This window comes from Donghicola eburneus (assembly GCF_900115865.1).
GTDB classification, from domain to species: domain Bacteria; phylum Pseudomonadota; class Alphaproteobacteria; order Rhodobacterales; family Rhodobacteraceae; genus Donghicola; species Donghicola eburneus.
The window spans coordinates 189,220-211,341 of sequence record NZ_FOXY01000008.1 but is presented as its reverse complement, the minus strand read 5'-3'; the positions used below and the strand labels follow the sequence as shown (position 1 = coordinate 211,341).

At 57.3% G+C, this 22,122-nt stretch carries 28 protein-coding genes; 18 read left to right on the top strand and 10 right to left on the bottom strand.

Features of this window, described 5'->3' with window-relative positions; translation table 11 throughout:
• Nucleotides 1–80 precede the first annotated feature (80 nt).
• The 11 genes from BM225_RS15265 (at nt 81) to BM225_RS15215 (ending at nt 11,535) form a co-directional block, all read left to right on the top strand.
• The gene (locus BM225_RS15265) at nt 81–710 is read left to right on the top strand and encodes a TRAP transporter small permease subunit (RefSeq protein ID WP_072709972.1); all 630 of its coding nucleotides are present in this window, start codon (nt 81–83) and stop codon (nt 708–710) included.
• 4 nt (nt 711–714) lie between these two features.
• Complete coding sequence (locus tag BM225_RS15260; protein WP_072709971.1) at nt 715–2,115, top strand: TRAP transporter large permease; 1,401 nt, start codon at nt 715–717, stop codon at nt 2,113–2,115.
• 247 nt (nt 2,116–2,362) lie between these two features.
• A complete protein-coding gene (locus tag BM225_RS15255) occupies nt 2,363–2,671 on the top strand; it encodes a hypothetical protein (RefSeq protein ID WP_072709969.1) in 309 nt (102 codons plus the stop codon).
• A gap of 25 nt (nt 2,672–2,696) precedes the next feature.
• A complete protein-coding gene (locus BM225_RS15250; protein ID WP_072709967.1) occupies nt 2,697–3,062 on the top strand; it encodes a response regulator in 366 nt (121 codons plus the stop codon).
• Nucleotides 3,062–5,080, top strand: a complete 2,019-nt coding sequence (locus BM225_RS15245; protein WP_092464830.1) for a chemotaxis protein CheA — start codon at nt 3,062–3,064, stop codon at nt 5,078–5,080. Before BM225_RS15250 ends, BM225_RS15245 begins: the two co-directional genes overlap by 1 nt.
• On the top strand, nt 5,077–5,577 hold the full coding sequence (locus BM225_RS15240; protein ID WP_072709963.1) for a chemotaxis protein CheW: 501 nt from the start codon (nt 5,077–5,079) through the stop codon (nt 5,575–5,577). Before BM225_RS15245 ends, BM225_RS15240 begins: the two co-directional genes overlap by 4 nt.
• A 12-nt stretch (nt 5,578–5,589) precedes the next feature.
• Entirely contained in the window at nt 5,590–7,317 is a 1,728-nt protein-coding gene (locus tag BM225_RS15235) for a methyl-accepting chemotaxis protein (RefSeq protein WP_072709961.1), read from the top strand.
• A complete protein-coding gene (locus BM225_RS15230; protein WP_083595786.1) occupies nt 7,310–7,828 on the top strand; it encodes a chemotaxis protein CheW in 519 nt (172 codons plus the stop codon). The genes BM225_RS15235 and BM225_RS15230 overlap by 8 nt, the downstream gene beginning before the upstream one ends.
• The gene (locus BM225_RS15225; protein ID WP_072709959.1) at nt 7,825–8,661 is read left to right on the top strand and encodes a CheR family methyltransferase; all 837 of its coding nucleotides are present in this window, start codon (nt 7,825–7,827) and stop codon (nt 8,659–8,661) included. Before BM225_RS15230 ends, BM225_RS15225 begins: the two co-directional genes overlap by 4 nt.
• Nucleotides 8,658–9,788, top strand: a complete 1,131-nt coding sequence (locus tag BM225_RS15220) for a protein-glutamate methylesterase/protein-glutamine glutaminase (protein ID WP_092464829.1) — start codon at nt 8,658–8,660, stop codon at nt 9,786–9,788. The genes BM225_RS15225 and BM225_RS15220 overlap by 4 nt, the downstream gene beginning before the upstream one ends.
• 4 nt (nt 9,789–9,792) lie before the next feature.
• Nucleotides 9,793–11,535: a hypothetical protein gene (locus BM225_RS15215; protein WP_072709946.1), complete on the top strand. Its 1,743-nt coding sequence runs from the start codon at nt 9,793–9,795 to the stop codon at nt 11,533–11,535.
• Between the two features lie 7 nt (nt 11,536–11,542).
• Here BM225_RS15215 and BM225_RS15210 read toward each other — a convergent pair whose 3' ends face one another.
• From BM225_RS15210 to BM225_RS21625, 5 genes are all read right to left on the bottom strand, one after another.
• On the bottom strand, nt 11,543–12,187 hold the full coding sequence (locus tag BM225_RS15210) for an exopolysaccharide biosynthesis protein (protein WP_245780507.1): 645 nt from the start codon (nt 12,185–12,187) through the stop codon (nt 11,543–11,545).
• A gap of 74 nt (nt 12,188–12,261) precedes the next feature.
• The gene (locus BM225_RS15205) at nt 12,262–12,399 is read right to left on the bottom strand and encodes an entericidin A/B family lipoprotein (RefSeq protein ID WP_072709942.1); all 138 of its coding nucleotides are present in this window, start codon (nt 12,397–12,399) and stop codon (nt 12,262–12,264) included.
• Between the two features lie 64 nt (nt 12,400–12,463).
• The gene (locus BM225_RS15200) at nt 12,464–14,203 is read right to left on the bottom strand and encodes a sensor histidine kinase (protein WP_072709940.1); all 1,740 of its coding nucleotides are present in this window, start codon (nt 14,201–14,203) and stop codon (nt 12,464–12,466) included.
• On the bottom strand, nt 14,200–14,745 hold the full coding sequence (locus BM225_RS15195) for an RNA polymerase sigma factor (protein ID WP_072710012.1): 546 nt from the start codon (nt 14,743–14,745) through the stop codon (nt 14,200–14,202). The genes BM225_RS15200 and BM225_RS15195 overlap by 4 nt, the downstream gene beginning before the upstream one ends.
• A gap of 8 nt (nt 14,746–14,753) precedes the next feature.
• A complete protein-coding gene (locus BM225_RS21625; RefSeq protein WP_143095393.1) occupies nt 14,754–14,918 on the bottom strand; it encodes a NepR family anti-sigma factor in 165 nt (54 codons plus the stop codon).
• A 93-nt stretch (nt 14,919–15,011) separates the two neighbouring features.
• On the opposite strand from BM225_RS21625, the gene BM225_RS15190 reads away from it, so the two are divergent.
• On the top strand, nt 15,012–15,830 hold the full coding sequence (locus BM225_RS15190) for a response regulator (RefSeq protein ID WP_072709938.1): 819 nt from the start codon (nt 15,012–15,014) through the stop codon (nt 15,828–15,830).
• Between the two features lie 77 nt (nt 15,831–15,907).
• Here BM225_RS15190 and BM225_RS15185 read toward each other — a convergent pair whose 3' ends face one another.
• Both BM225_RS15185 and BM225_RS15180 read right to left on the bottom strand, forming a co-directional pair.
• Complete coding sequence (locus tag BM225_RS15185) at nt 15,908–16,405, bottom strand: Dps family protein (protein ID WP_072709936.1); 498 nt, start codon at nt 16,403–16,405, stop codon at nt 15,908–15,910.
• Between the two features lie 55 nt (nt 16,406–16,460).
• Nucleotides 16,461–16,622 (bottom strand): DUF1328 domain-containing protein, encoded by a 162-nt coding sequence (locus BM225_RS15180; RefSeq protein ID WP_072709925.1) that lies wholly within the window; start codon nt 16,620–16,622, stop codon nt 16,461–16,463.
• A gap of 173 nt (nt 16,623–16,795) precedes the next feature.
• On the opposite strand from BM225_RS15180, the gene BM225_RS15175 reads away from it, so the two are divergent.
• Both BM225_RS15175 and BM225_RS15170 read left to right on the top strand, forming a co-directional pair.
• The gene (locus BM225_RS15175; protein ID WP_072709924.1) at nt 16,796–17,110 is read left to right on the top strand and encodes a DUF883 family protein; all 315 of its coding nucleotides are present in this window, start codon (nt 16,796–16,798) and stop codon (nt 17,108–17,110) included.
• Entirely contained in the window at nt 17,110–17,448 is a 339-nt protein-coding gene (locus BM225_RS15170) for a phage holin family protein (RefSeq protein WP_072709922.1), read from the top strand. Before BM225_RS15175 ends, BM225_RS15170 begins: the two co-directional genes overlap by 1 nt.
• A 190-nt stretch (nt 17,449–17,638) precedes the next feature.
• On the opposite strand, the gene BM225_RS15165 is transcribed toward BM225_RS15170, so the two are convergent.
• The gene (locus tag BM225_RS15165) at nt 17,639–17,821 is read right to left on the bottom strand and encodes a PLDc N-terminal domain-containing protein (RefSeq protein ID WP_072709920.1); all 183 of its coding nucleotides are present in this window, start codon (nt 17,819–17,821) and stop codon (nt 17,639–17,641) included.
• A gap of 94 nt (nt 17,822–17,915) precedes the next feature.
• On the opposite strand from BM225_RS15165, the gene BM225_RS15160 reads away from it, so the two are divergent.
• Nucleotides 17,916–18,908 (top strand): diacylglycerol/lipid kinase family protein, encoded by a 993-nt coding sequence (locus BM225_RS15160; RefSeq protein ID WP_083595785.1) that lies wholly within the window; start codon nt 17,916–17,918, stop codon nt 18,906–18,908.
• Nucleotides 18,905–19,699: a metallophosphoesterase family protein gene (locus tag BM225_RS15155; RefSeq protein WP_072709918.1), complete on the top strand. Its 795-nt coding sequence runs from the start codon at nt 18,905–18,907 to the stop codon at nt 19,697–19,699. Before BM225_RS15160 ends, BM225_RS15155 begins: the two co-directional genes overlap by 4 nt.
• 228 nt (nt 19,700–19,927) lie before the next feature.
• Here the strand turns inward: BM225_RS15155 and BM225_RS15150 are convergent, their stop codons facing one another.
• A complete protein-coding gene (locus BM225_RS15150) occupies nt 19,928–20,167 on the bottom strand; it encodes a hypothetical protein (protein ID WP_072709916.1) in 240 nt (79 codons plus the stop codon).
• A gap of 60 nt (nt 20,168–20,227) precedes the next feature.
• Here BM225_RS15150 and BM225_RS15145 point away from each other — a divergent pair, with 60 nt between their 5' ends.
• Nucleotides 20,228–20,761: a sigma-70 family RNA polymerase sigma factor gene (locus tag BM225_RS15145; RefSeq protein ID WP_072709914.1), complete on the top strand. Its 534-nt coding sequence runs from the start codon at nt 20,228–20,230 to the stop codon at nt 20,759–20,761.
• Entirely contained in the window at nt 20,754–21,344 is a 591-nt protein-coding gene (locus BM225_RS15140; RefSeq protein WP_072709912.1) for a hypothetical protein, read from the top strand. Before BM225_RS15145 ends, BM225_RS15140 begins: the two co-directional genes overlap by 8 nt.
• Nucleotides 21,345–21,368: 24 nt before the next feature.
• Here BM225_RS15140 and BM225_RS15135 read toward each other — a convergent pair whose 3' ends face one another.
• On the bottom strand, nt 21,369–22,100 hold the full coding sequence (locus BM225_RS15135) for a proteasome-type protease (protein ID WP_072709910.1): 732 nt from the start codon (nt 22,098–22,100) through the stop codon (nt 21,369–21,371).
• Between the last annotated feature and the right edge of the window lie 22 nt (nt 22,101–22,122).

Below are 22,122 nucleotides of genomic sequence, written 5' to 3'. Positions count from 1 at the left end.
GCTTGGACTAACCCAAGACTGTTGCAGGCTCCGAAGACGACCTTCGGGGCCTGTCCATTCTGAATGAACGGGGAATACGCATGGCGGGGTCTGCCACAGTATTGACCGACGACAGCCTCCTGAGCCGCATGGATCAGGGGTTGATGCGTCTGGAGCGCTTTATGGCCTTGTTGGCCGGTCTGGCCGTCTTTGGCCTAATGGTTTTAGCGGTGGTGTCCGTCTCGGGGCGCAACGGGTTCAACCAACCTTTGCCCGGATATGTGGATTGGATCACCCAGCTGATGCCGCTGATCGCGTTTATGGGGGTCAGCTACGTACAGCGCGACGGCGGCCACATCCGCATGGACATTCTGGTCGCGCGCCTGTCGGGCCGCCCCTTATGGCTGTTCGAACTAATAACCACCGGCCTGATTTTGATCCTGATGCTGCTCCTTGTCTGGGGCAGTTGGGCGCATTTTGATCGTAGCTTTGACATGAGCAAACCCATGTGGAGTCGCGATAGCACCATTGATATCGGCCTGCCGATCTGGCCCGCGAAACTCTTGGCCCCCGTCGCCTTTGCCGTGCTCTGCCTGCGGTGCACCATACAGGTCATTGGCTATGGGCGCGCGATCATCAGCGGAACCGACAGCCCCGTCGCCGTCCCCTTGATCCAGAGCGCTGCCGAACAAGCCGCAGCCGAGGCTGAACACATCGAAGGCAGGGATTAAGGCCATGGATAGCATTGAAATCGGCCTCTGGGTCACCGGCGGTATGATGGTCATGGTGCTTCTGGGAATGCGCGTTGCATTCGCAGCGGCAATGGCCGGTCTGGTCGGCCTGATCTGGATCTTTTGGGCCAAGAAGGGCATGGACCCCGAACAATTCGGATGGGCCCTGACGGTCGCTGTGAAAACAGCTGGTCAAGTCCCCCACGGCAAGGTTGCCAGCCAAGCGCTCAGCCTGATCCCGACCTTCATTCTAATCGGCTATTTGGCCTACTATGCGGGACTGACCCGCGCCCTGTTCGAAGCCGCCAAACGCTGGATTGCATGGGTGCCGGGCGGGCTGGCAGTATCGACCGTCTTTGCGACCGCAGGCTTTGCCGCAGTGTCCGGCGCATCCGTCGCGACGGCTGCAGTCTTTGCCCGAGTTGCCATACCAGAGATGCTGAAAATCGGCTACGACAAACGCTTTGCCGCTGGGGTTGTGGCCGCTGGCGGCACGCTGGCCTCCTTGATCCCGCCCTCGGCGATCCTCGTGATCTACGCGATTATTGTCGAACAAGACGTGGGCAAGCTGCTGCTAGCAGGCTTCATCCCCGGACTGTTTTCGGCCATCGTTTACGGCGCGCTCATCATCGGGCTCGCGCTCACGATCAAGAACTTTGGCCCGCCGGTGCGGGGTTTCACGTGGAAACAGCGGTTTGCCTCGCTGCCCCCCGCCCTACCGATCGTCGCGGTGGTCGTTATCATCATCTTCTTTGTCTACAACCCGTTCGGCGGTGACGCGTGGGGCACCCCCACCGAAGGCGGCGCGGTCGGTGCCTTTATCATCTTTGTGATGGCACTGGCACGCGGAATGCGGTGGGCCCAGTTCAAGGATGCAATCATCGAAACCGCCCGTCTGTCGGCTATGATCTTTACCATCATTTGGGGGGTCCTGATCTACGTGCGCTTCTTGGGCTTTGCGGACCTACCGCATGCATTTTCGGACTGGATCACGTCTCTGGAGTATAGCCCATTACTGATCCTGATCTGCATTCTCTTGGCCTACGCGGTGCTTGGGATGTTCATGGACGCGATCGGAATGCTGCTGCTGACCTTGCCTGTGGTCTATCCCGCCATAATGGCCCTGAACGGGGGCGAGATGGTCAGCGCAGCAGACAGCACCTTTGGCATGTCGGGGCCCATGTGTGCAATTTGGTTCGGCATTCTGGTCGTTAAAATGGCCGAGTTCTGCCTGATCACGCCGCCCATTGGTCTGAACTGTTTTGTGGTCGCTGGCGTGCGTGATGATCTGAGTGTTCAGGACGTGTTCAAGGGGGTCACACCCTTCTTTATCGCCGATGCGGTAACCATCGCGCTGCTCGTAGCATTCCCGCAAATTGTGCTCTGGCTCCCGTCCTTGGCGTAAGGCCAGCCAACAGAATCAACGAAAACATAGGGCCAGCCTGCAAAATTGCGGGTCGGCCCTTTACGTAGGGTCGTCCTGCCGAACATCGGGGGCAATGGTCGTGAATTCCCGCCCTTCGGTGACCCGCGAATATACCTTCGGACTATACAGCGGTGGATTGTGCCGCCGTTTTGACAGGATGCGGAGAAGGCGCGCTACCTCCACAATAAGGTATCGCGTTTTAAGCTGAACCTGCGCGGAGGACCCTATGGACAAGATTAAGATTAACCTGTCGTCGCAGATGACCAGCACTCTTTCGGACCTCGAGTCCGTTCGCTTCGGCTTCGAAGAAGCTGTCGGCACAGAAAGTGCCGAGCTGACCACTGCAATTGACGATGATAGTTCGGACACGGTGCTCTTTGGCATCGCCCAACTCATCATGGTCGCCCTCAAGGAAAAAGCGGTCACCAAGGATCAGGTGACGGCGGCTCTGCTGACTTCTCCCAAACTCGCAGAAGCGTTCATCCGGATCGGTCTGACCGATGCGGAACTGTCTGCACTGACAACGCAGCACTGATCCCCTTTCATAACGGAAGATTAATATGAGCAAAGAAATCCTGATCGTCGACGATTCCCCGTCGGTGCGTCGAATGGTGTCGATGACCCTGCAACAAGCGGGCTATGCCGTCACCGAAGCTGTCGACGGGGCCAAAGGGCTCGAGGCCGCCAAATCGCACCGCTATGCGATGGTCATCACCGACCAGAACATGCCCAACATGACCGGACTGGAATTCATTCAGGCGTACCGCGCCGATCCCAGCAGCTCCGGTGTGCCGATCATCTTCCTCTCGACCGAGAGCGAAGGCGGTCTGAAAGAAGCCGCCCGTGCCGCTGGTGCACTGGGTTGGATGGTGAAGCCGTTCGAGCAAGAGCAGCTTCTCGCAGTCGTTAAGAAGGTAGCCGGATAATGATGGACGCGGAAACGCAAGAGATCTTCCGTCAGGAAGCTGAAGCTCTCATGGAGGCCCTGCAAGAGGGGCTTTTGGTGCTTAAGGATACCCCTGACGACCTAGAAGTGGTCGCTGGCGTTTTCCGCGCTCTTCATACAATCAAAGGCACAGGCGCGATGTTTGGCTTTTCGCGCCTCGCCTCCTTTGTCCACAACTTCGAGGCCGCGTTCGAAGCGGTCCGCTCCGGCAATGCTGTTGTGACGCCAGAGCTGATCAATGTGGCACTGACCGCATATGACCTGATCGCCGACCTGCTCGAAGGCGGCGAGCCCGATCCGTCACGCGACGCAGAGCTGACAGCTGCCCTGTCTGCGGCCACCTCTGGGGAAGCTGCGCCTGCGGCGGCTGCCACGCCTGTGGCCGAAGCTGCTGCCGCCCCTGCCGAAATCAAGGAATGGGACCTCAAGTTCCGCCTGCCCCAAGACTTCATGGAAATCGGCGGCAACCCGATCGCGATGCTGGACGAACTGCGCGAAGTTGGCGGAGAGACCACCATGGTTCGCCCCCTGACCGACCGCCTACCGCGCATCGCAGAGATGGATGCCCGCGCGATTTACACTGGCTGGCAAGTCATTCTGCCCGGCGCGCTCAAAGAGAGCGTGATCCGCGACGTCTTTATGTTTCACGAAGACCAGATGGAGCTGTCGCTGGACCCCGTCCGCGCCGAGGCCCCAGCAGCTGAGGTCGCAGCCCCTGCGGCGCCCGCCGAAGCCGCTCCTGCTGCGCCCGCCACACCCGTTGTCGAGGCAAAGCCCGCAGCCAAAGAAGCCTCGAAACCGACCAAGGCCGCCGCAGCCCCCGTTGCGCAGCTGCGCGTTGCAGCAGACCGCGTTGACCTGATCATGGACCGCGTGGGTGAACTTGTGATCGCCGAAGCGCGTCTGGCAGCCATTGCGAACCAGTTGGAAAACGAGGCGCTGCACAGCGTGGTAGAGGACATTCAACGTTTGGCTCTGGGCCTGCGCGACTCGACCATGGCGCTCCGGATGACGCCGCTGTCCAGTATCATGGGCCGCTTCCGCCGCCTGACCCACGATCTGGCGGAAAGCACTGGCAAGACTTTTGACTTCATCGTCGAAGGCGAAGAGACCGAACTTGATAAAACCGTGGTCGAAAAGCTGACAGACCCTCTCGTTCACATGCTCCGCAACTCTGTGGACCATGGACTTGAGGGGCCCGAAGAGCGTGCCGAAGCTGGCAAGCCCGAGCGCGGTCTCGTCAAGCTATCCGCACGCCATGCGGGCGCCGAGGTGGTGATTAAAATCATCGATGACGGTCGCGGCATGAACGAAGAAGCCATCCGCAAGCGCGCTATCGAGCGCGGCCTCCTGACCGAAGACAGCGACGTGCCCCGCAGCGAAATCCTGAAAATGGTGCTGGAGCCCGGCTTCTCGACTGCGGCTCAGGTCACGGCTCTTTCGGGGCGCGGTGTGGGTGCAGACGTGGTCAAACAGGCCATCGAAGCGCTCAACGGCACCATCGAGATCACCTCGGAACCTGGGCAGGGTACAAACTTTACCCTGCGCTTGCCGCTGACCCTCGCCATTATCGAAGGCCTACTGATCGGCGTCGGCACCGAGCGTTACGCCCTGCCCCTGTTGGCAGTCGAGCAGATTCTCGAACTGCCTGAAAAGCTCGCGGCCAACGATGAAGCCACCGGCGTCATCGAACTGAACAATGAGCTGGTGCCAGTGCTGCGTCTGAACAAGGTGTTCAACCGTCAGAGCGCAACTTCGGAACACCAGAAGATCGTCATCGTGGGCACCAATGACACCCGCGTCGGTCTGATCGTGGACGAGATCATCGGCACCAACCAGACCGTTATCAAACAGCTGTCGCCTCTCCACAGCCGCCTCAAGATTTTCTCGGGTGCGACAATTCTTGGGGACGGGTGCGTCGCGCTGATCCTCGATGTCTTGCATCTGGTTTCGCTGGGTCAGGACATTGAACAGCGCCTGAAAGGAAACGCAGCATGAGCAAGAAGACCTATGCCGACCTGATCCCGCGCCTGAACAGCGTGGTAGCGTTTGAAATGGGCGGAGAGCAAATGGCTCTGCCCACCGACGTTCTGCGCGAAGTGCTGGAACTGCCCGCCCTGACCCCCGTGCCGTGCGCGGGCGACTTCTCGGCCGGTCTGATCAACATCCGCGGTGTGGTTCTGCCCGTCGCGGACTGGCGCCCCCTGTTTCGCATGGAACAGAAGCCTGCGGATCGAGAAACGCGCATTCTGATCATCGAAACCACGGTCAACGAAAAAGCGATGACCGTCGGCGTGATCGCAGAAAAGGTGCACGCCATCGCCGAGATCGACCCCGAGACATTGCGCCCCGTCCCTGCCGTGGGCACCCGCTGGCCCGAAGGCACCCTGTTGGCCATGGCACGCTGGAACGACAACTTCGTCGCGATCCCTGATGTTGTGCAGATCTTTGAAAACCAGATCGCCGCAGAGCCTCAGCTCGCGACCGTAGACTGAAAGACCTGACTGATGCGTTTAACCATCAAAGCAAAGCTCGTCGTGACATGCGCCATCCTGATCGGGGTTTCAGCAACCTCTGGTCTGGTGGCCCTGCGCGACATGGACGCGATGCGGGAACGGAACGAGCTTGTGGTCCACGAAAACGTGGACGCAATCGAGCAGTCCTACGAAATCCTGCGCTATCAGGATCAGATACAGCAGGCGATCCGCGATTACGTCCTGTCGAGTGACGTGGCGACCAAGCGCGATCTGGAAACCCACATGCTGAACCTGCGCAACGCGCAGACCGACATGATCGAACAAGCTCGCGAGCATGCCTTTACCGAGGAAGCACAAACAGCCATCGACGAGTTCGTTCGCGTCCGTGACGAGATCAACAAAGTGAACAAAGAGGTTATGCAGCTCCTGCTGTTCGACATGACCAAAGAGGCGGGCACACTGCTGCGCGAACAGGGCGGCGCGTTGAGCACCGAGATGGCGCAGACCACCGAGACCTTGCTGGATATCAACACAACCGAGATGGAAAGCAGCCTCGACAAGTCGAACACGTCTTTCAACCAGAGCCGAACGCTGATCCTGGGCCTCGTGGCTCTGTCCGGCATTCTGGGTTCGGTTGCAGGTTTCTGGATCCTGTCTTCGCTTTCACGTGGTCTTAACCGTGCCAAGGAACTGACCAAGGCCGTGTCCGAGGGCGATCTGACACAGACTGCGAACCTCAAGGGCAACGACGAAATAACCGAAGTGCTGCGCCACGCCAACACCATGGTCGAACGTCTGCGCACCGTCGTGGGCGAGGTCGCCTCGGGGGCAAGCAACGTGTCCACGGGCGCCAACCAGATGGCCAAAACCTCGGAAGAGATGAGCGACGTGGCGACCCAGCAGGCGTCCTCGACCGAAGAGGCTTCGTCCTCGATGGAAGAGATGGCGGCGAACATCGCAGCCACCGCCGAAAACGCGACCGAGACCGAAAAGATGGCCCGCCAGTCAGCCGAACGTGCCCGTGCCAGCGGCGACGCTGTGCGCGACGCGGTCAAGGCCGTGAACACCATCGCGGACCGCATCAACGTGGTCCAAGAGATCGCGCGTCAGACAGACCTGCTGGCTTTGAACGCCGCCGTCGAAGCGGCCCGTGCGGGCGAGCATGGCCGCGGCTTTGCTGTTGTGGCATCAGAGGTTCGCAAGCTCGCGGAGCGAAGCCAAGCAGCTGCGGGCGAAATCAACGAACTTTCGGTCCAAACCATCACCGCAGCGCTGGATGCGGGCCGTATGCTGGATCAGCTTGTCCCTGATATCGAGCGCACTTCGGAGCTGGTCAGCGACATCAGCCGCGCGAACAACGAGATGTCTTCGGGCGGGGCTCAGGTCAACGGCGCGATCCAGCAGCTGGACCGCGTAACCCAAGCCAACACAGCCGCCGCCGAAGAGATGTCCGCCACTGCCGAAGAACTGGCAGCTCAGGCTGCCACTCTGCGATCGTCGATTGAATTCTTCCGCACTGGCGACTTCGACGTGTCTGTGACCGTCGACGACATTCTGGATGTGGCAGAACTGAGCCCCGCAAACGACGCACCCGCCCCCGTGGCTGCCCCTGCCGCCACGCTCGCACCTGTGCAAGCTGACAACCTCGTGTCTTTTCGGCCAGCAGGCGCGCCCAAGGGTGGCTTCTCATTCGATCTAGAAAACGAAGCAACTGACGACGCAGACGTCGACTTCAAACCGGAGGCGCCCCATGCCTGAGCAAATCAACGCACCTGCCAGCAGCGGCACATTCCTGAACTTCATGTTGGATGAAACGCTCATGGCGATCCCCGTCGAGCGCGTTCGCGAAATTCTGGATGCACGTGATGTCCAGAGCCTGCCTCAGGCGCCCGACTATATTATGGGCTACATCGACCTGCGCGGCGACAGCATTGTTGTTGTGGACCTGCGTACCTTGATCGGACGCCCCTTCCGCAAGGACGACGTGGACACCCGCATCGTTGTGCTCTGGGTCGAGGACGAAGGCCGCGAGCAAGTGCTGGCCCTGCGCACCGACAAAGTGACCGAAGTGTCTCGCTTTGACGACGACCGGATCGAGCCCATCGAAACCGGGACCATGCTGAACTGGGACCACCGCATCGTGTCGGGTTTGGCGCGCCGCAATGGCAGCTACGTGACCTTGCTTGACCTTGATCGCTTGCTCAGCAGCAAGATCATCTCGTCGCTCGACAAGCATGTCGAAGACGCCATGGATGGGATCAGTGCATGATCCCCGTGAGTGAACAGCTGTCCTGCAACAAGGCACGGTTTCGGGCACTGGTGACCCAAGTCACCGGTATCCAGATGCCGGAGAACAAGCAAAGCATGATCGAGGGCCGGATGCGCCGTCGGTTCTCTGTGCTTGGCCTGTCCTCGATGGACGCCTATCTGGACCACCTGTTCGATGGCCACACACTCCAAGATGAGATGCCGTATATCGTGGACCTGATGTCCACGAACAAAACGGACTTCTTCCGAGAGCCTGCGCACTTCAAATGGCTGATGCACAAGATCATGCCAGAGCACCCCACGTCCCAGCCCATGCGGATCTGGAGCGCGGCGTCTTCGTCCGGCCAAGAGGCCTATACGATCGCCATGCTCATGTCTGAATACGCGCTACAGAATCCCGGCTTCAAATACGGAATTCTGGGCACCGACATTTCCCAAGGGATCGTCGAAGAGGCCCGTGCGGGCGTCTACCCCGAAGAGCAGCTTCTGGATATTCCGGACGCGCTGCTCGAACGCTATTTCGTCATGGGGCACAACTCTAAGGGGTTGCGCTGCGGCCGTGTCGAAAAAACTTTGCGCGACCGCGTGAAGTTCGAACAGATGAACTTGATCCACGGAAACTACCCCGTGGACAAGGAACTGGATGTTGTTTTCCTGCGTAACGTGTTGATTTACTTCGATCCTCCGACCCAAACGCGTGTCATCAAAGAAATCACAGATCACGTAAAAGTCGGCGGCTATCTCTTCGTCGGACACTCTGAATCGATGGTGGTGACAGATTCCCGCTTAAAACAGGTGTCATTTGCCGTTTTCAAAAAGGAGAGGGCAACATGAATACAGTGCAGAAACATTCGGACGCAATTCAGGTCATGATCGTCGAAGACTCGATCACGGCCCGTACTATGCTTAAGATGATGCTTGAGAGTGCGCCCGATATCACTGTGACTGATACGGCCCGCGATCCCTTTGACGCGGTAGAGAAGATGAAGAACGGCCTGCCGGACGTCATCCTCTTGGATATCGAGATGCCGCGCATGGATGGTCTGACCTTCTTGCGTCGGATCATGTCGCAGCACCCGCTGCCCGTGGTCATCTGCTCGAACCACACCGAGGCCGGTTCGGACACCGCGATGAAAGCGCTCTCGATGGGCGCAGTCGAGGTGATGTCGAAATCGCAGCTTGGCAACGCCATGTCGGACGAAGCCAAGATCCAGATCTGCGACTCTGTCCGTGCTACTGCGCAAGCGCGCGTGCGCCCCAACAAAAAGCCGGTCGAGCGTAAGCCGCTCGTCGCGGAAAAGAAGCTGAGCGCGGACGTAATCATGCCCCCTCGCCCCGCTGGCGCACCGATGACGCCCTACACCGATCCCATCGTGTCGATTGGCGCCTCTACCGGCGGCACCGACGCACTGGCCAAGGTGCTGACTGGCCTCACGCCCGATTGCGCCCCTGTGGTCATCGTTCAGCACATGCCCGAACGCTTTACCGAGGCATTTGCCCGCCGTCTCGACGGCATGTGCTCGATCCGCGTCAAGGAAGCCGAGGATGGTGACATGCTGGAGCGCGGCCTTGCGCTGATCGCACCGGGACATTCGCACGTCACCCTGACACGCATGGGCCGTAGCTACCGCTGCAACGTCCTTGATGGCCCCTATGTCTGCCGCCACCGCCCGTCCGTCGACGTGCTATTCCGTTCGACCTCTTGCGAGGCGGGCCAGAACGCCTTGGGTGTTCTGATGACTGGCATGGGTGATGATGGTGCGCAGGGAATGCTCGAGATGCGCAACGCTGGCTCGCTCACGCTCGCTCAGGACGAAGCGTCTTGCGTCGTCTACGGCATGCCCCGCGAAGCCGTGAAACGCGGCGCTGCGGTGCGCTCTGTCGCTCTGAATAATATTGCCGCCGAGATCATGCAGTTCTCGGCTGGTGCTTCTGCCTCCAAACCCGCATTAGGACGCTAAACTCATGGCCGCCTCTGTACAAAACGACCATAACGCCATCCTGCGCAGCCCGCTGTTCCGCTTGGAAACGGTCTTCAGTCGTGTGACTGACAGCCTGTTTTTCGCAAGCGAAAAAGCATCGCAGCTCAAGGGATCCATGGGCGCACTGGTCGACATCACGAGTTCCAACCAACTCGAAAAAGTCGCACAGGGGCGCCAAGAGATTAACCAGTTTTCGACCATGATCGCAGACCGCATCCAGCAGTCTTCGGGCTTCATGAACGAGATCGGGCACAAGCGGCAAATGATGAATGCCGAGATCAAGGATCTGGCGCAGAACATCCATTCAGCGGGCATTGTATCGTTGAATGCGCGCATCATCGCGCAGGGCCACCGCACCCTGAAGCAGGGCGAGCAACTGGTGCGTCTGGCTGAAAATATCTCGGGGATCACGGACAGTGCCTCGGAGCAAGTTGCCGAAATGCTGAAGGCCACCGAGGTCATTACCAAAGCCCTGCAAAAGCTGATGGTCTATGCAGAGGGTCAGTCGCTGCGTTTGTCTGATACGGTCCAGCCCGAGGTGCGTGCCCTAGAGCGGGCATTGAAAACCTTGGACCACGCGTTGGCCAACTCTCACGAAGCTGCGGCCTGGATGAACGACTACTACCGCAAGGCAGAAAGCGACGTGATGGCCATCATCCAGTCGCTGCAGGTCGGCGACCGTGCCCGCCAGCGTGCTGAGCACATCCAACAGATCCTGCACGAAGCCAGCTCCTTTGGTGTGGACTCGAATGAAAGCCAACTCCTAACAGCTTTGGCCGATATCCAGATGGAACAGGCCATCAAAGAGACCCTGAACGACGCGGAAAAAGCGATGACAACTCTGTCCGCACTGGCCGCGGGTCTGGACCAGTACCAGATCAACAACTCTGCCCTGCGCAAAGCCTTTGCCGAACGCCACGAACTGAGCAACGGCGTCCTGCAAGGCGAAGCACTCCGGCAGCAGAAGGCCGAGATCACCGTTGGATCGCCAGAAACACGTTCGCTGTACGAAGAAATCTGCGCAAATGACGAACGCTTGCAAGAGCACAGCCGCAACCTGAACAATGCGGCGTTCCAGATGCAATTGGCTTCTTTGAACACCATCATCGCCTGTGCCCGCGAAGGACGCGCCGCCGCAGATATGATTGTGATCTCGCAGCAGGTGAACTCGGTTGTTTCAACCGTGCCAGAGATTTTTGTGACCTTCAGCGAGGCGCTCGAAGGCACCAAGCAACGTCTGCAAACCTACCTGAGCATGCATGATGATAGCGCGACCGATGACATGGATGTCGACGTCGTTCAGATGATCCCTGAAGTCGTCACGGTGGTCAGTGACCTGCTCCCCAAGCTGGCATCGGACTCTGAACAGGTCGCCCGCGCGATCGAAGCCAGCGACCGCATGCTGCGCGATCTGGTTCGTGACCTGACCGACAGCAATCGCAAGTCCAGCAATATCCGTCGCAAGTTCCCCGAGACATTGACCCTTGAGCCGCGCTTCCAGCGTGTCGCGGGCCGCATTCGCAAGCTTTACACGATGCAGGCAGAGCGCGATCTGCATGACAATCTGCTGGCGAATTTTGTCGAAGCCCCCGCTGCCCCAGCCAAGGTTGAACCGACCTCGGGTATCGACATGTTCGGAGAGCCCGAACCAGCCGCGGCTCCCGCGCCCGCCGCAGCGCCTGCTGCAGACGGTGGGTCCGAAGACCTGTCGGACATTCTGTTCTAAATTGAAATCACCCTGTCATCGCAGTCAGGACGGTGACAGGGACCATCGCCGCTGTCGCGACAAGTGCAGCCGCAAAAGCCGCAAATAGCCCGTCACGGGTCAAGAGTGCGGTCGAGATCATCATGATCGCCAAGCCCAAAATTGATGACGAAAATGGAACGATTTCCAAGAACGGCATCGCGGCACCGCACACAATGCACATAAATTCCAGAACTTTGCGCATGGGGCCTCGGACCATGAATGACATGCGTTTGCGTGCGTGATCATCCAGCCAGTCCGCAGCCTTGCGCATCTTGAGTAGGGCTCCGCACATGCGTTCCCCACTGATCTTCTGGCGCATAATGAAATCAGGTAGCCACAGGTGGTCTGCCCCCCAAAACATCTGGACGGACACAAAGGCCATGGTCAGGCCGCAAATTGATGAGAATAGGGGAATGCCACTAAGCGGAGAAACCACCAGCAGCGCGACAGCCATCAGCACGGGTAAAAACGATGTCGAACCGAACCCCGCAAGCAGCTCTCTCATCGTGACTTCGGATTTCTCCGCATGCCGCGACAGCCGCTCAACCACATCGCGCACAGGCCCGTTGGGGCTCTCCGGCTGTAGAAATGGTTTGGGGAAATAGACACGCATCGCAGGTCTGGGAGGCATAAGCCAATCCGTCTATAAAGGTGCTGGTAAAAAATTGTAAAAGGCAGTCCAGAGAACTGCCTTAGAGAGCGCTATTATTGCGCGTTTTGCGATGCATCGGTGATCGCTTCGCCAGTATCTTCAATGTCACGACCGGCACCTTCAATGGTTTCACAAGCGGCCAGACCAAACAGGACAAGAATAGCTGCGGTCAGTTTGTTCGAGATAGTCATCAGGTAACCCTTCCGTGTTTTCGTTCTGAATATTCAACGCGGAAGGGTTGCTTATGTTCCGAATTTAAGCCGCTTGGCTCTCTTCTTCGTCGTCATACATGATGTCAAAGGTCACGTGGATGCCATACCGTTCGTCTAGATCTTCGACCTCGAACCGCCCCTGAAGCTGCGAAGCAAAGGACTTGATCAAGCCATGCCCAAGCGAGGGTTCGTCCCGAATTTGGGTAGCATCTATGTCCGATTTCGAGTTCACGATCGAGAAGCAAACCTCGTCGTTGCCGAGGTCCGCAAGCACCAAGGATATCCAACCGGTCTGCCCTTGGTGGCCGCCACAGTACTTCACAGCGTTGGTAATTGCCTCGGTCGCGAGCAACGACAGCGGAACCGATTGCTCTGGCGTAATCTCGACATTTGCGAAATTGGTGCTGATCTTGACACGGCTGTCGAGCCGGTCAATGCCGCCGACTACGACCATCTGGCTGATGATATCCTCGAGCAGCAAGTCAGCCCGGACCATCGATAGCTTGCGAGCTGTGTAGAGGTATCGGTGCACCGCAGCCAAAGCCATCACACGTTCCTGCACGCGGCGCAGCAGGCGCTTCGCTTCGTCGCTGCGGGTATTGCGGACCTGCATATTCATAATGCTACAGATCAGCTGCAAATTATTTTTGACGCGGTGGTGAACCTCTTTGAGGAGGGTGGTTTTCTCGGTCAGATCCTCGGCGCGCTGGCGTTCCTGTTCGCTCAGGCGTTGGGCCATCTCACGAAAGGCCTGCGCTACAGCTTCCAGCTCTTCGGGGGCGTTGTCCAGACGCGCGCTACCCACCTCGGACCGGCCCGCCGCGTAGAGACGCATCCAGACACGAAGGCGCTGGATATGGCGGATCACCAGACGGTGGGTGCCGAAATACGCAACCAGAATGCCGATACCCCACATCAACAGCGGGAAATACAGTGCCATCACGCGGCCCATGAGTGGGAACGGCGCAATCTGCTCTGGCTCCCAGCTGCCCATGACAAAGGCTTGATCTTCCATGATCGGAACAACCGCGAACTGGCGGTTCTCGCCGTTCTGATTGGGACCATTGTAAAGTTGCCGGTTGGGCTGAACGAAATCGGACAGGGATCTGCCTTGGGGCAGAAAAGACACCAACTCTTCTTCGGTGAAATCCGCTGCAAGCAAAGCGCCGGTGGCATCGAAAATGACCAGATCGACCTTGTTACCTTCACTCTGGAGCATGATGTTCGCGAGCGCGTAGGGGATCGAAATCCAGACGTATCCCTGACGGGCCGAGGAAGAACCCACGGGAACGGCCAGGCTCAACGCCGCTTTCGGACCGGCCGAAGTGTTCGACCAGAAATCCGCGTTGGGATCACTCTGTTGGATTTTGGAAAACAGGTCGCGCCCAATGCGCAGAATCTCGTCCGATGTATCAGATGCACAAGCAACGCGCCCCGAAGCGGTGATGTATCCAGCCATCGTATAGGTGTTGTCACCTTCGACCAGACTCTTCAGAACGCCGTTACACAGGTTTGCATCCTCGACCATCACGATCTCGGTCTCGGCAAGGGCTTTTGCCGCGCCGATCGCCTGCTGGATCAGTTCGCGTTCGCGCGACGCGGCGCGCTCTGTCCGGTCCAAAAGCACGGTCTCGGACAGGTTATCAGATTCCTCCATGACTTGAGCGGTTTGATAGAACGAAATTAACGCCAGCGGTAAAATCGCCAGCGTCATCACCCCAATCAATCGCAGCGCCAACCCACCGGTGGCACTGCGCATCGCTTCAAGTTTGCTTTCACTCATGCAGCCGGTTTCCCGGAAAGCACCGCCATCGTCTTGCCGTCTGTGACCTCGAAGGTTTCATCTTCATCAAGGCCCATCAGTTCGGCCAGACGTTTGCGAGCTCGGTTGGTGCGGCTTTTGATTGTGCCAACGGCACATTCACACATTTCGGCGGCTTCTTCGTAAGAGAACCCTTCGGCGCCAACCAGCGTCAGCGCTTCGCGCTGCTCATCGCTCAGTTGGGCAAAAGCGCCTTGGAAATCTCGCATCGCCAAGCTTCCGTCATGGCTAGGTTTGACGGAGAGTTGACCTGCCATGACCCCATCGGGATCTTCGACTTCGCGGCGGCGCTTGCGGTGCAGAGAATAGTAGGTGTTGCGCAAAATCGTAAACAACCATGCCCGCATGTTGGTACCAGGCTGGAAACTGTCAAAATTCGACCATGCTTTGACCAGTGCATCCTGCACTAAGTCATCCGCCGCTGCGCCATTCCGAGCCAAGCTTAGCGCAAAGGCGCGCATTGCAGGCAAATGGGTGACCAGCTCATCTCTGGGATCATTCATCTCAACACTCACGCACCGGCCTCATTGTTCGGCTTCTCGCCTTCAGACTGGCGAAGTTGTTCGAGTAGCTGGGTAAAACGATCCGGCACGGGTTCTGACGCCGCCGTTTGGTAGACGCGACGCAGATTTTCGTCGATCTGTTCGTCCAAACGGTTCTTGGGCTTATCGGACATCGTGTACGACCTATTGATTTTTTCACTTTATCGGGAACCAAACGCCGCTGGGTGCATTAGGTTCCCAACAAATTCAGTTTTTTTGAGGAAGCTATGACATCTTCTGCAGCGCCTACCGACATTTCGACAACCATCGCAGCGGACCTTCCCTACCTGCGCCGCTACGCGCGGGCTTTGACCGGCACCCAATCGACGGGGGACAAGTACGCGATCATCACGCTCGAGACTATTCTGGCCGATCCTCAAATCTTCGACCGTTCCACCTCGCCGCGCGTAGCGCTGTTCAAGGTCTTCAACTCGATTTGGGTCTCTTCTGGCGCACCGATTGAAGAGAGCATTTTGCCCAACGGACCCGAGGCACGGGCCCAGATGCGCCTGTCGCGCCTGACTGCAAACACCCGCGAAGCGCTCTTGCTGCAGAGCATCGAAGGGTTCAACGCAGATGAGATCGGTGAGATCGTAGGCGTATCCGGTGACGAAGCCGCCAAGCTGCTGGAAATCGCCCGCGACGAGATGAGCAAGGGCATTGTCGGTAATGTCATGATCATCGAGGACGAAGCCATCATCGCGATGGACATCTCGGAAATCGTGGCTCAGATGGGTCACGAGGTCACTGGCATCGCCCGTACCAAGACCGCAGCCGTCGATCTGGCACGCGAAACTCCCCCAGATATGATTCTTGCCGACATCCAACTGGCAGATAAATCGTCGGGCATCGACGCTGTAAACGAAATTCTGGCAGAGCTTGGCGACCGTCCCGTCGTGTTTATCACTGCGTTCCCAGAACGTCTGCTGACCGGTGACCGTCCAGAACCTGCCTTCCTGATCACCAAACCCTATTCCGAAGACCAAGTTCGCTCGGCTGTCAGCCAGGCAATGTTCTTTACTAGCACCGAAACTCTGATGGCGTAACACCCGTCGTCACCACATCAAAAAGCCCCGATGCTTCGGCACCGGGGCTTTTTTGTGGCCCGCTTTGCGGAATCACGTCACTCGGCTGCAATAGAACGCAACATCCAAGCAGCCTTTTCGTGGAAAGCCGAGCGCGCAGTTGCCATGTCGTCTGTCACGGGATCGTTGGACTTACCGGCTAGTTCAACGAGCGCGTGCATACGGTATGCGATCCGCTCGTGATCGGCGGCCAGTTCCTCCACCATTTCTCGGGCATCGGGCGTTCCGTCGGCGTCCTTGATTACCGAACGTTCACAGATTTCACCCAGCGACATCGGTGCCAGCGATCCCAAGGCACGGATGCGTTCCGCCAGTTCGTCCGCAGCCTCGAACAAGTTTTCATACTGCTCTTCGGTCAAATGGTGCAGCGAATAGAATAGCGGCCCCTCTACGTTCCAGTGATACGCGTGAGTTTTGTACATCAGGCGGTAGGTATCCGCCAAAACATCCGCCAAACCGGTCGCGACCGCACCGGGCTCGGTGACGCCGGTGTTTACTTTTTGCGTTTGCGGGGTGGTCTGTAGAATGTCTTTCATAACAAGCCTCCAGATTAATAGTTAAATTGGGTGAAAGCCGGATCGGCGGCGGGGGTTACCCGCGCACCATTCGAGCAATCAGCGTGACAACGAAGAGCACCAAGAACAGGAAGAAGAGGATTTGCGCGATGCCGGCCGATGCCGACGCGATTCCGCCAAAACCAAAGACACCAGCAACTAGTGCAACAACAAAGAAAATAAGGGCCCAGTAGAGCATGAGTTCATCCTTTCAACGAATATGTGCAATCTGGGGCTGAAACGTCGCCGGACGGAAAATGGTTCCAAAAAAGGCAGTCGAAAAAGATTCATACAGAACGAAATTCCATATGGAACCTTTTCGATACCAGTGCGTTCTACTGTCGACCATTTTATTTCTGATGAGGTTTTCTAATGCCCACCACCAAGACAGCTCCCGACATGCAGGATCTTTCGGCTCAAATCGAAGCACTGAAAGCTGACATCAGCCAGATCACAACGACTCTGACCGAGATGGGAACAGCGCGCAAAGATGCCGCTGTAAATAGCGCGAAGTCGCAAGCTGAGCACCTACGCGCCGAGGGTCACAAGCAACTGGAGATGGCTCAGTCCACCGCCGAAGATTATGGCGCACAGGCAGCAGACGCGATCCGACGTCAGCCTGCAGCAGCTGTGGGCATGGCCGTCGCCGCAGGCTTTATTGCCGGTCTTCTGACAAGCCGCAAATAATGCCCCTGATGCTACAGAGCCTGCAATACACCGTTCAGAGTGCAGCCAAACGCGCTGCGCTCTCGACATTGGCGGGTCTGATGATCGTGGTGGGGCTTGGTTTTCTGACCACAGCCCTGTTCATCCTGATCGCGTCTACACACAGCGCATTGTTCGCGACGTCAGTCATTGGCGGCATATACTTCGGCGTCGGCCTGATTTTATTTGCTATCTCTATGCCGTCTCGCCGCCGCAGAATCCCTCACACTCCGGCGATTGATCCAACCGCAGCCGTGATCGCCCAAGTGACCGAAGGATTTATCACCGGCCTACACGCCGGACGCGCAACCCGCCGCTGATTTTTCTACATCGCTAGACAAAAAAAGCCCCGCCAATTGGCGGGGCAGTTCCCATTACGGGATTGGGACGAGCCGATCAGAGACCGCTGGGAATGGTGACCCTGACTGGATGCGGGGATAAGGGACAGCCCCGCTGCTCATGATTGTAACGCGCTGCCACTGGAAAAGGTTTCCAGAAAAATTCAGAAAATTACCGGCGGGACCGCGGGCCGGCAATAAGCCAGATAATAAAGCCTACCACGGGCAAGATCAGAACCAGAAGGATCCACAGGACCTTGCTTCCTGTGCCACGGTTTGATCCGACGATTGAAACCAGAGCCCAAATATCCAAAATCAGGATAATGAGGCCACCAAGACCGCTGATTTCCAACATGTCCGAAATCCTTTCTGAAAGTGCCGCCCGCAAAGGTGGCTTTAAACCTGACGCCGGATGGAACGTTTCGCTCCGCCTGACGTTGAAAACTTGAATGCTTTCGACGCCCAAAGGTTCCGAGATGAACAGCCACACCCCCATTGAGACCCCTGAAAATCAATCTTCAGCCGCTGCAGTCAAAGGTGGGGATGTCTGCGTCATACTCAACCCGAAATCTGGCAAAAAAGAAACCAAGCCGGATCCTGATGAACTGTCCCAGATGATGCGGCGCGCGTTCGACGCCCCGTGCGACATCAAGCAGGTTTCAAAGGATCACTCGCCCACCAAATTGGCCGAAGATGCGATCCGCGAAGGGTATCGCATTGTGGTTGCCGCTGGCGGAGACGGTACGATCGCGGGCGTTGCGAATGCGTTGATGGATACGGATGTCGCGATGGGCGTTTTGCCGATGGGAACCTTTAACTATTTTTCTCGCGGGCTTGGCCTGCCCGAAGACATACCCGAAGCGATCGAAACCTTGGGTCGGTCGGCACCCAAGCCCATGCACGTGGGCTGCGTGAACGGCGAAATCTTTTTGAACAACGCCAGTTTGGGCGTTTATCCCAGCATCCTGAGAGAACGCGAAACCCTCTACAAAAAATGGGGTCGTAGCCGGATCACTGCGTATTGGTCGGTACTGTCAGGATTAATGGGACTTAAGCGCCCCTACGATCTAACAGTGACCGTAGACGGGGAAACGACGATCCACAAAAAGACTGCGCTCGCGTTCGTGGCCAATAGCGCCTACCAACTCGAGGCTTTCAGCTTGGATGGTGCCGAGGACGTACGGGACGGAAGTTTTGCGCTCTACCTGACGAATGCGACCAACTGGCGCCAGCTGATTGCCCATGCCATGAACCTGTTTCGCAACACCACAGAGCATGGTCGCGAGTTCCAATTGCTGATTGGCAAGGACATCGAGATCGATGTCGGCAGAAAAAAGCACATGTGGATTGCTCGAGACGGAGAAAAAGAGCGCATGAAGGCGCCTTTTGTATTTAACCTGCGGGAGAATGCATTGAACGTGATGGTGCCCAACTCCGCATGAAGACCCTCTACCACATTTCGGATTTGCACTTTGGCAAAGACCGACCAGAACTCATCGCGCCTCTGCTCGCGGAACTTCAAAAAGCAGACTTTGTATCGATTTCTGGGGATTTAACCCAGCGGGCGCGGCCCTCCCAGTTTATGGCCGCGCGCAATTTTATAGAACAGATTGAACCGCCGACGCTGGTCGTGCCGGGCAACCACGACGTCCCACTACACAATCCGTTCAGGCGGTTCGTGACCCCTTATCGCAACTACAAGAAATACGTGACCCGCAACTTCTGGCCGGAGATCCGAACGCCAGAGCTTTCGGTGCTCGGTCTCAACACTGTGGCCCCATGGCATTGGCAACGCGGATCAATTGACGGGCACCAGATCGGTCATCTTTGCCGCCGCCTCTCTCAGTTGCAGGGGCTGCGGGTGTTGGTGGCACATCATCCATTCGAACAATCAGAGGATAGCTCCAAAGCGCTCATGCGCGGTGCGGGCAAAGCCTTGGGCAAATTGGCGGATGCAGGGCTTGATCTGGTCCTGACCGGGCACCTGCACCAATGGCGAGATGACCCCTTTGTTGCCAAAGGCAGCGGACGTCAGGTCATGCAAATCCACGTGGGCACCGGACTGTCCTCGCGTTTACGGAACCAGCAGAACGATTTCGCGATCATTCGCACAGATGGCGATCACGTTGAAATCACGCGTATGTCCGAAAATGGGGGAAGGTTCGAACCCGCCCTGACCCGCGCATATTGCAGGACAGAGCGGGGATGGCAAAGCGCTGACCAGAGCGGCTGAGAGTCAGTGGCGGCAGCGCCCGCTTTGCCGAATTTGCCTTGATGAGCCCAAGTAAGGCGAAATGACGCAGTTACAAGTTTCAAATGCATACAAAAAAGTGAAAGCGCTTGTGACAATCTGAAATCGCGAAAACACATCGGTTAGTTGCGGGGCGAATCCGTCACAAAAAAGGCCTGATCGCGAAATACGATCAGGCCTCAACCAAGTTTGATGAGTGGTTTGGAGTGGTCAGCCGAGGCTGTGGGCGACATCGTCACGATCCGCACGGATGCGATAAACAACGACGAGCGAGACGAGAGTCGATACGAGTGTTGCAGCTAAGGCGAGCAGAAGTACGGTTACAAGCCCCTGAAAACCTACGATTATTCCATACACAACCAAAACAGTGAGAGGGACATGGATACCAACAAATGCGACCGCCATGAGCTGGAATGTCACTCTATCAATTCCTTGAATAAGTGATTGCATTGCGATGGTCTCCCTTGCTGTTATGCAACTACTAGAACCTAACGGATGATAGATCCCAGAATGTACGATCAAGTTTCTCACGAAATTTCCCGCATGGCTACGGGAGAACGCAAAGCGCTTGATCGTGTCTATAGATTAACGTCCGGAAAGGTTTTTGCGATACTTTTAAAAATTCTTCGCAACAGGTCTGACGCAGAAGACGCCTTACAGAACGTATACGTTAAAGCATGGCGAGGCGCGCCACGGTTTGACCCATCACGAAGTGGGGAAGCCTGGATCGCCACCATTGCGAGAAACGTCGCAATTGACCATATCCGCAGCAGTCGGCGGAATGTGTCAGATTCTGAGGAAGTCGACATGGTGGCCGATCCGGTCCAAACCTCGAGTGAGCAGTGGCAGATGCGCAAGGATCTGGTTCACTGTCTTGAAACACTGCCAGCCGAACAGGCAAGGGCTGTGGTTCAGGTGTACTTGCACGGCCTCTCTTACCAAGAGGTCGCCGACATCCTTGGGTCGCCGTTGAACACGGTGCGAACTTGGCTGCGACGAAGCTTGTTGAAGCTTCGAGAATGTTTAGGAGGCGAAGATGACTGAAGACCATCAGATCATGGCCGCTGAATATGCCATGGGGTTACTGGACGGCGAAGCAGAGCTTCGAGCCGAACGGTTGCGCCGTAATGACAAGGCGTTTGATAACGCTGTTTGGTGGTGGGAAGAGCACTTGTCCGGTGCCATTTCCCAAGTAGACCCTGTCGCGCCGCCGCGTAATGCGTTGGCAGGGATTCATGACACGCTCTTTGGAAAAGAAATAAAAACAGCCAAAGGCAAACTGCGTTGGAAGCCGATCGTCGGCGGGATTGTGAGCGTCAAAGCCGCACTCTTGTCTGCTTATCTGGTGTCCCGCGCCGTAAATACAGAAAGCTACGTGGTCGAGACGCGATATGGGGACGCGACCGTGAGCTGGAATACACGTGCTGGCACACTGCAGCTCAAAAGCCAGAGCAACACGACTCTACACCTCTGGAAGAAGGTGGGAGACGGGTTCAGCTACTTGGGCTCTGCTGGTAGCAAAATCACAGCTGGTTTTGTGGCAGGTGATATCATTATCCTGTCTGCTGACGGTCCGCTGGCGACGGCGCCAGAACCGATTGGGCAGACAACACTGCTTGCGGAATGAAAAAGGGGCCAATTGGCCCCTTTTTTAATTCCACATGGCGTCCATTTCTTCGAACGCATCCCTGAGGGCTTGGCTCCACCCTTTGGACAAAGCGTCAAATTGGGGATCGTCAGCCTCGATCCGGCGGTGGTCGGACATACACAACTCGTCCGAGCGTAGCACTGTCAGATCCAGTGGCATCCCAACGGACAGGTTCGAGCGAAGTGTCGAATCCATCGACAGCAGCGCAGCCGTCACTGCGGTCTTCAACGGGGTTTCCCGTGTGATGACACGATCAATAATGGGCTTGCCGTACTTGTGCTCGCCGATCTGGAAATAGGGGCTGTCCTCTGTCGCCTCGACAAAGTTACCGGCCGCGTAGACGTGGAACAGACGCTGTCGGCCGCCTTTGCGCTGGCCAGCCACGATGATCGACGCGATAGAGCTTTCGCCCATCTGCGCCAGCGCCGCGCCGTGGCGTTGTTGGATCGTCCGCATGGCGTCGCCTACAATTTCAGCAACGCGAAACATGGACTGCGCACTGAGCAGCGTGTCGATGCCGTCTTGGGGTTCGTCGATGTTTTCCTGTAGCAAACCGATCACCGCTTGGGTGATGGCAAGGTTGCCGGCCGTCATCAAACAGATAGCCCGATCGCCCGGGATCTCCCATGTGAAGCTTTTGCGAAACTTGGAAATGTTATCGAGACCCGCATTCGTGCGAGTATCAGAAAGACAAACGATACCTTCGTTTAGCAGCATCGCCAGACAGTAGGTCACAGTAGCTCCTCCAGAGGGAAAG

Bases quoted from the DNA above. Each gene is read 5' to 3' on its own strand.
- BM225_RS15265 (WP_072709972.1), top strand. From the start codon at position 81: ATGGCGGGGTCTGCCACAGTATTGACCGACGACAGCCTCCTGAGCCGC.
- BM225_RS15260 (WP_072709971.1), top strand. From the start codon at position 715: ATGGATAGCATTGAAATCGGCCTCTGGGTCACCGGCGGTATGATGGTC.
- BM225_RS15255 (WP_072709969.1), top strand. From the start codon at position 2,363: ATGGACAAGATTAAGATTAACCTGTCGTCGCAGATGACCAGCACTCTT.
- BM225_RS15250 (WP_072709967.1), top strand. From the start codon at position 2,697: ATGAGCAAAGAAATCCTGATCGTCGACGATTCCCCGTCGGTGCGTCGA.
- BM225_RS15245 (WP_092464830.1), top strand. From the start codon at position 3,062: ATGATGGACGCGGAAACGCAAGAGATCTTCCGTCAGGAAGCTGAAGCT.
- BM225_RS15240 (WP_072709963.1), top strand. From the start codon at position 5,077: ATGAGCAAGAAGACCTATGCCGACCTGATCCCGCGCCTGAACAGCGTG.
- BM225_RS15235 (WP_072709961.1), top strand. From the start codon at position 5,590: ATGCGTTTAACCATCAAAGCAAAGCTCGTCGTGACATGCGCCATCCTG.
- BM225_RS15230 (WP_083595786.1), top strand. From the start codon at position 7,310: ATGCCTGAGCAAATCAACGCACCTGCCAGCAGCGGCACATTCCTGAAC.
- BM225_RS15225 (WP_072709959.1), top strand. From the start codon at position 7,825: ATGATCCCCGTGAGTGAACAGCTGTCCTGCAACAAGGCACGGTTTCGG.
- BM225_RS15220 (WP_092464829.1), top strand. From the start codon at position 8,658: ATGAATACAGTGCAGAAACATTCGGACGCAATTCAGGTCATGATCGTC.
- BM225_RS15215 (WP_072709946.1), top strand. From the start codon at position 9,793: ATGGCCGCCTCTGTACAAAACGACCATAACGCCATCCTGCGCAGCCCG.
- BM225_RS15210 (WP_245780507.1), bottom strand. From the start codon at position 12,187: ATGCCTCCCAGACCTGCGATGCGTGTCTATTTCCCCAAACCATTTCTA.
- BM225_RS15205 (WP_072709942.1), bottom strand. From the start codon at position 12,399: ATGACTATCTCGAACAAACTGACCGCAGCTATTCTTGTCCTGTTTGGT.
- BM225_RS15200 (WP_072709940.1), bottom strand. From the start codon at position 14,203: ATGAGTGAAAGCAAACTTGAAGCGATGCGCAGTGCCACCGGTGGGTTG.
- BM225_RS15195 (WP_072710012.1), bottom strand. From the start codon at position 14,745: ATGAATGATCCCAGAGATGAGCTGGTCACCCATTTGCCTGCAATGCGC.
- BM225_RS21625 (WP_143095393.1), bottom strand. From the start codon at position 14,918: ATGTCCGATAAGCCCAAGAACCGTTTGGACGAACAGATCGACGAAAAT.
- BM225_RS15190 (WP_072709938.1), top strand. From the start codon at position 15,012: ATGACATCTTCTGCAGCGCCTACCGACATTTCGACAACCATCGCAGCG.
- BM225_RS15185 (WP_072709936.1), bottom strand. From the start codon at position 16,405: ATGAAAGACATTCTACAGACCACCCCGCAAACGCAAAAAGTAAACACC.
- BM225_RS15180 (WP_072709925.1), bottom strand. From the start codon at position 16,622: ATGCTCTACTGGGCCCTTATTTTCTTTGTTGTTGCACTAGTTGCTGGT.
- BM225_RS15175 (WP_072709924.1), top strand. From the start codon at position 16,796: ATGCCCACCACCAAGACAGCTCCCGACATGCAGGATCTTTCGGCTCAA.
- BM225_RS15170 (WP_072709922.1), top strand. From the start codon at position 17,110: ATGCCCCTGATGCTACAGAGCCTGCAATACACCGTTCAGAGTGCAGCC.
- BM225_RS15165 (WP_072709920.1), bottom strand. From the start codon at position 17,821: ATGTTGGAAATCAGCGGTCTTGGTGGCCTCATTATCCTGATTTTGGAT.
- BM225_RS15160 (WP_083595785.1), top strand. From the start codon at position 17,916: ATGCTTTCGACGCCCAAAGGTTCCGAGATGAACAGCCACACCCCCATT.
- BM225_RS15155 (WP_072709918.1), top strand. From the start codon at position 18,905: ATGAAGACCCTCTACCACATTTCGGATTTGCACTTTGGCAAAGACCGA.
- BM225_RS15150 (WP_072709916.1), bottom strand. From the start codon at position 20,167: ATGCAATCACTTATTCAAGGAATTGATAGAGTGACATTCCAGCTCATG.
- BM225_RS15145 (WP_072709914.1), top strand. From the start codon at position 20,228: ATGTACGATCAAGTTTCTCACGAAATTTCCCGCATGGCTACGGGAGAA.
- BM225_RS15140 (WP_072709912.1), top strand. From the start codon at position 20,754: ATGACTGAAGACCATCAGATCATGGCCGCTGAATATGCCATGGGGTTA.